This window comes from Candidatus Binatia bacterium, assembly GCA_036382395.1.
Classification (GTDB): Bacteria; Desulfobacterota; Binatia; order HRBIN30; family HRBIN30; genus JAGDMS01.
Window position 1 is genome coordinate 1 of sequence record DASVHW010000248.1, and the last position, 5,576, is coordinate 5,576.

The window sequence follows — 5,576 nt, forward strand, 5'->3', positions numbered from 1 at the left end:
GGAATGAGACGGTAGAGCCCCGCGGCGAGCCCTGGGCGAGCGGCCGCGGTGCTCAATGCGGCTCCGAGCTGCGTGCTGCGACGCACGGCCGGTAAGCGCGGAGCGCATCGCGGGCGAGAATCCCAAGGCGCATGGCGGCGAACTCTAGTCCCGTTGGCAGATTTCGGCAACGGCGACGCAAGGACGGGGACAAAGGGCCAGGCATGGGTGTTCAGACCCGGAAAGTAGGAAATAACGTAAGCGCCGGACTCTTCTGTTCGATGTCGGGCGGCGCGGGGATAGGGGTCTCCCCATGTGGTCAAGGATTGAACCGAGGATCTCTTTCGGATCGCAGCCGAAACCAGTCAGCACCTGATGCTCAGCGCGGCTTGAAGATCGGCCCTCGCACCTCTGTTTCGCCCCGGCTTGCTTGTTCGCCATGCCACGGGGCCGTGCTATTGGCTGTCGCATGGGGACGCTCCTCCACGTCATCGGCCTGCTGCTCCTGTTGACTGCCGGTGTGGCCTCTCTGACGTCGTTGCTGCTCGGACTGCCAGGAACGCTTTTCATCGTTATCGCGGCGCTGGTGTATGGGTGGGCGACCGGATTCGCGGCGGTCACCTGGTCGACCGTCGGCTGGCTGTTTCTGCTGGCGGTGGTCGGCGAGGGCGGCGAGTTCTTTGCCGGTGCAGCTGGTGCGGCCGGCGAGCGGCCTTCGCGGCGCGTCATGGTTGGCGCGCTGGCCGGTGGAGTTGTCGGTGGCTTGGCCGGTACGCCATTGCTGTTTGGGGTCGGTTCGCTGCTGGGCGCCCTTGTCGGCGCGTTCGCCGGTGCGGCACTCGCTGTCATCTCGGAGGGTGGAACGATGACCTCGGCACTGTCGACGGGACTGGCGGCCTTCCGTGGCCGGCTGCTGGGTTTTGTATTCAAGGCAGCCATCGCCGTGGTGATGCTCGTGGTGCTGGCCGCCGCAGTCTTGTGAGGGCGATCAACGAACGGGATCTTTTCGGGCAGGGAGGTCGTCGGGGGAAGAGCAGGTCGTTGCGCTCTAGTCTCACACCTGACGCTGCGTAGTCAGCGATTCGCCAAGACAGGCACGAGCGTCGCGGCGGTGAGCAGCAGCGGCGGGTACTGGGGCAATTCAGATACCTGAATCCGGCGGTTGAACCGGCAGCAATGAAGTGCACGAAGCCCACCTGCGTGAGCAGCCTTTAGGATATTGTCAATCTGTCAAACTATTGATTCGACTCAGCGGGCGCTGTTCCGAGCGGTTCGCTTCCAACCGATGCACTTCAACCCAGGGACACGCCGAAACTCGCGCAGATTTGCGGTTACCAGGCTGGCGCCACGGCTCCGGGCGTGGGCCGCGATCAACATGTCGAGCGCACCGATGACGGTGCCTTTCTTCTCCAGATGCGCCCGGATTGCTCCGTAATGACTGGCAGCAGCCGCGCCGAAGTCGGCAACAACCACCTGCCCCAAGAAGTCGTCAAGTTGTCGCCGCGGCCGGCTCGGCGCTGGCGCCTTGGCGACGCCCACTTCGAGCTCCGCTAACGTGACGCTGGAGATGACGCTGGCGTCAAGAGGCACGCGCCCACTCTCTGAGCCCTCGGGTGGACTATGGCCTCGAATCAGGTCGATGCACACATCGGTATCGAGGACGAAAGCGGTGGGCATGCCTGCTTACTCGAACCGCAGGTCTCGCTTCTGCTGCACCTTCGGTTGCTCCCGCCCAGGGAAGTCGCTACCCGCGGGGAACCGATGCCGCATGTGACGCGCCAGGTCTGCGAGGGTCTTGATCTTCGGCTTCGGACGCAGGACGACCGCCTCACCTCGCCTCTCGACGAGGACCTCAGTGCCCTCGAGCCGAAAGTCTTTCGGCAAGCGCACCGCCTGACTGCCTCCATGCTTGAAGAGCTTGGCCGTTTTCATAGCTATGCCGTGTATCTACGCCGATCACTGCAGACTCTGCAAGCGCGAACCGTGCGGGACGTCGCGATGATTCGGATATTGCACCAATCGAGACCGACAAGGCCGCCACCAGAATTCCCTCACCGCGACTCTACCGCTGTCACTCACCTTCGGTCATAGCATCGCCAACGGTGCCGACGCCGCGCGGTTTGTCAGCGCCCTCGTGCACGACCTGGGACCCAGCTCGGTTGCTGCTCGATAGTTGATCGGTTGCGCTTTACGGGCGCTCAAGGAAAGCCCGCACCTCCGAGGCTACCCGCAAGCCACTGACAAAGGCGCCTTCCACGGTGTCGGCAATGGTCCGTGTAGCGGCAGCTGAACCGGCCCAGAACAGCGACCCCGTATTCGCCGCCGCAAGGCGCGTTCGCGCGCCCGTGCCTCCCGGGCGCAGAAACGTGTAGCCGCCGCAGGCCAGCGGATCGGCCGCCCAGTCGATCCGGTGGAAAGTAACCAATTTCGGTGCCGCCTTGGGGAAATGCGTGCGCAGATCTTTCACCGCAATCGCAGCAGCTTCCTCCTCGCTGACCTTACCGAGAGCCGCGGCCCGCGGCCCGGTGCAGTACGCCGTCAGCACGGGCGGCTTGTCGTCTGTGCCGTAGAATACCGGCCAGTAGAGCGTGACCGGTCCGACACCACAGCCGAGCAGGGCCAGTTTCCTGGGCCAGAACCGCTCTTCGAAGCGGAGCAGGATCTTGAGGACCGGACCCATCTCCAAGCAGCGGAGCGCATCGCGCTTACTCTCCGGCAGTTCGGGAATGAAGCGCACCGCGCCTGATTTGAGCACGCCGACTGGCAGGGTGCAGACGGCGGCGCGCGCGGACAGCTCACGGCCGTCCGACGAACGGATGGCAACACCATCGGCGCCCCAGTGAACCGTTTGCACGGCAAAGCCGCGCCGAAGGTCTACACCCCGACCAATGTGCTCGGCCAGCCGATCATAGCCCTCCACCACGCGGTGATTCACGCCGGTTTCGAGTTTCAAGACCCCGTCTTCGACCAAGCCAAGCACGCCGACCTCGTCAATGCTGCCCGGCAAGTGTGCGGTGAGCACCATTTGCGCCAGAATCCTGGCGCGCCCGCGATAGCCGCGGCGCTCGATGAATTCTCGCGCCGAGATGTCGGGAGGTTTGTGCCGCGCGAGATGGCGGAGGATGGTGAAGGTCGGCCAGAGACCAGGATGGAGGAGCACGAACGGAAGCCAGTGCGCGCCGTATCCGATGTTGAACATCGTGTCTCGGATGTGTGGGCACGGGCGCGCCGTGAGTCCGGCCGCACGCACGTCAGGCCAGGTTTCCGCCCCGACGCCGTGGATGAATTCCGCACCCGCCTCCACAGGCTCGCCGCAGAAGTCGCGCCGAGAGTAGACCCGCCCGCCGATTCTGTCGCCGGCCTCGACAACGCATACGGGCACCCCAGTTCGCGCCAATTCGCGCGCGGCGGCGAGGCCCGCCACCCCCGCCCCCCGATCACGATCACATCTGTCATCGTCAACTCCGTGGCGACGAATGTTCCTGATCGAGCATGTTCACAGCGCCCTCAGGAAATACGCTCGCCGGGGCTGTGGCGCAAACCGGAAGCTCCCGGTGCGGCACGCTGTCCAGCATCCACCAATTTCCCGTGCCGCCGTTGGCGTAAGGCCAGACCCGATCATTCCCACCTTCGAGAACACCGCTCCGATCGCTTCTCGCGAACGCGAAGAGACCAGATCCTTCTGGAATTCCACTTGCCATTTTTTCGCTGGCAAGCTACTTGCCTGTCCGTCGTACTGTACCGAATACCCCGATGGAAAACGCTGTCATGAGGAGAGGGAGACGTCGCTTTGCGTCGTTCCGCAGTGCCACAATTGTAGTGGGAACGCTCATCCTTCTCATGACGTTCGCGTTCGCGCCACAAGCGCGCGCCGGGGACGGTGACGCGCGCGAGACACCGCCCAGCCAGCCGTTTGCCGAGGGCAAGCTCGTCTTCGAGGCCAAGGGCTGCGCCCGCTGCCACAACGTTTGGGGCAGCAATGGCGAGGCACATGTGGGTCCGGACCTCGGGCGCACCGGGTCCTGGCGTGACATCATGCAGTTTGCGGGTGCGTTGTGGAACCACACGCCCACGATGGTCGAGAAGATGCGTGCGCAGCAGATGGAGCGCCCGAAGCTTTCACCGGATGAGATGGGTACGCTCGCTGGCTATCTGTTTTTCGCGAAATTCCTTGGCGAGCCGGGCGACATCGAGCGGGGAAAGAACCTTTTCGAGCAGCGTGCGTGCACGCGCTGCCATCAGCTCGGCGGACGCGGCGGCACCGCGGGGCCACGGCTCGACGAACTCAGACCCTACATGTCGTCTTTCTTCCTGGCCCAAGCCTTGTGGAACCACGGCCCGACAATGGCGACAAAGATGGAAGAACTCAAGGTCATCCGGCCCCGCTTTGAGGATGACGACGCGGCGCACTTGGTGGCCTTCCTTCGCAGCGATGCGCCAGGAGCTGCCCCGCTGGAGTTGGCCTACGCCCAAGCCGGCAACCCACGAACAGGCAAGACTCTCTTCCAGGAAAAGGGATGCATCAAATGCCACGCGATCGGCGGGACCGGCGGCACCGTGGGTCCCGACCTCGGTCAGCCACGGCCGCAGCTCCATGTGGCGCAGATGGTGGGCGCGCTGTGGAACCACGGCCCGACGATGTGGGCAAAAATGAAGGACCTCGGCGTGCCGTTCCCCAAGCTTACGGACACCGAGATGTCGGACCTCTTCGCTTACCTGTACTACGTCCAATACATGGGGCAGAGCGGCAACGTGGCGCGGGGCAACGACCTCTTCCGCGAAAAATCCTGCTCCGGGTGTCACGCTGCCGGGGGCGAGGGGTCAAAGGTGGGGCCCGATCTCGCGGTTCCGGACGCTGTTCGGTCGCCCCTCCACTGGGCCTCGGCGATGTGGAACCACGCACCTGAAATGGGAAAGAAGATTATCGAGACACATTCCTCCTGGCCACGATTCGACGACGACCAGATGCGCGATCTGGTCGAGTTCCTGCGGTCGCGTAGCCACGGCAAGTGAGGTCAGTACATGAGTGAGAACCATTCCGACTCGCACGGTGAATCGGGACGCGAGGAGAACAGGGAACCGCTCGATGGCGAGTTCTCGATCGCTCGCTCGAACGCGCTGATCCCGCTGCTCGTCATGTCCGCCGTGACGGTGTTCGTAATTCTCGTGGTCATTGTCCGGGCGAAGCCCGTGGTTCCACCGGTGGGAGCACCAGCAGACAAGGCCTTCGGGCCGGCCGACTTCCCCATGGTGTTTGCCAAAGAGGAGGCGCTCGAGGCGGCCACTGGTACAGCTAGCGGGGCGGCGGCGATGGTCTTCCCTGTCCCTGCCCCGCCATTCAGCGAAGGAATCTTCCCCTGCATGGAATGCCACGCGGGCTTCCCTCCGAACCCCGAGCGCCGCCCTCTTGAAAGCATGCACAGTGATATCGTGCTCCACCACGACGAGGAGCACCGCTGGTGCCTCGACTGCCACGACGCGAATGACCGCAACCAACTCCGGTTGGCAAGCGGCGCACTCGTCCCGTTCACCGAGTCTTATCGATTGTGCGGCCAATGCCACGGAACGCAGTACCGCGACTGGAGAAGCGGCATCCA

The 5,576-nt window shown here is 64.0% G+C and carries 6 protein-coding genes; 3 read left to right on the plus strand and 3 right to left on the minus strand.

What is annotated here, in order from left to right; all coding sequences use genetic code 11:
* Positions 1-448: 448 nt before the first annotated feature.
* Complete coding sequence (locus VF515_11560) at positions 449-961, plus strand: DUF456 family protein (GenBank protein ID HEX7408270.1); 513 nt, start codon at positions 449-451, stop codon at positions 959-961.
* Between the two features lie 266 nt (positions 962-1,227).
* Here the strand turns inward: VF515_11560 and VF515_11565 are convergent, their stop codons facing one another.
* The 3 genes from VF515_11565 to VF515_11575 all read right to left on the minus strand — a co-directional run bounded on the left by VF515_11565 (position 1,228) and on the right by VF515_11575 (position 3,403).
* Entirely contained in the window at positions 1,228-1,656 is a 429-nt protein-coding gene (locus tag VF515_11565; protein ID HEX7408271.1) for a type II toxin-antitoxin system VapC family toxin, read from the minus strand.
* Positions 1,657-1,662: 6 nt separating this feature from the next.
* On the minus strand, positions 1,663-1,911 hold the full coding sequence (locus VF515_11570) for an AbrB/MazE/SpoVT family DNA-binding domain-containing protein (protein ID HEX7408272.1): 249 nt from the start codon (positions 1,909-1,911) through the stop codon (positions 1,663-1,665).
* A gap of 256 nt (positions 1,912-2,167) precedes the next feature.
* The gene (locus VF515_11575; GenBank protein HEX7408273.1) at positions 2,168-3,403 is read right to left on the minus strand and encodes an NAD(P)/FAD-dependent oxidoreductase; all 1,236 of its coding nucleotides are present in this window, start codon (positions 3,401-3,403) and stop codon (positions 2,168-2,170) included.
* 416 nt (positions 3,404-3,819) lie between these two features.
* Here VF515_11575 and VF515_11580 point away from each other — a divergent pair, with 416 nt between their 5' ends.
* Both VF515_11580 and VF515_11585 read left to right on the plus strand, forming a co-directional pair.
* Complete coding sequence (locus tag VF515_11580) at positions 3,820-4,992, plus strand: cytochrome c (GenBank protein HEX7408274.1); 1,173 nt, start codon at positions 3,820-3,822, stop codon at positions 4,990-4,992.
* A gap of 9 nt (positions 4,993-5,001) precedes the next feature.
* Positions 5,002-5,576: hypothetical protein (locus VF515_11585; protein ID HEX7408275.1), on the plus strand; the 575-nt coding region annotated here is incomplete at its 3' end.

What these genes read in the sequence shown, in the direction of transcription:
- VF515_11560 (HEX7408270.1), top strand. Translation starts at nt 449, where the DNA reads ATGGGGACGCTCCTCCACGTCATCGGCCTGCTGCTCCTGTTGACTGCC.
- VF515_11565 (HEX7408271.1), bottom strand. Translation starts at nt 1,656, where the DNA reads ATGCCCACCGCTTTCGTCCTCGATACCGATGTGTGCATCGACCTGATT.
- VF515_11570 (HEX7408272.1), bottom strand. Translation starts at nt 1,911, where the DNA reads ATGAAAACGGCCAAGCTCTTCAAGCATGGAGGCAGTCAGGCGGTGCGC.
- VF515_11580 (HEX7408274.1), top strand. Translation starts at nt 3,820, where the DNA reads ATGACGTTCGCGTTCGCGCCACAAGCGCGCGCCGGGGACGGTGACGCG.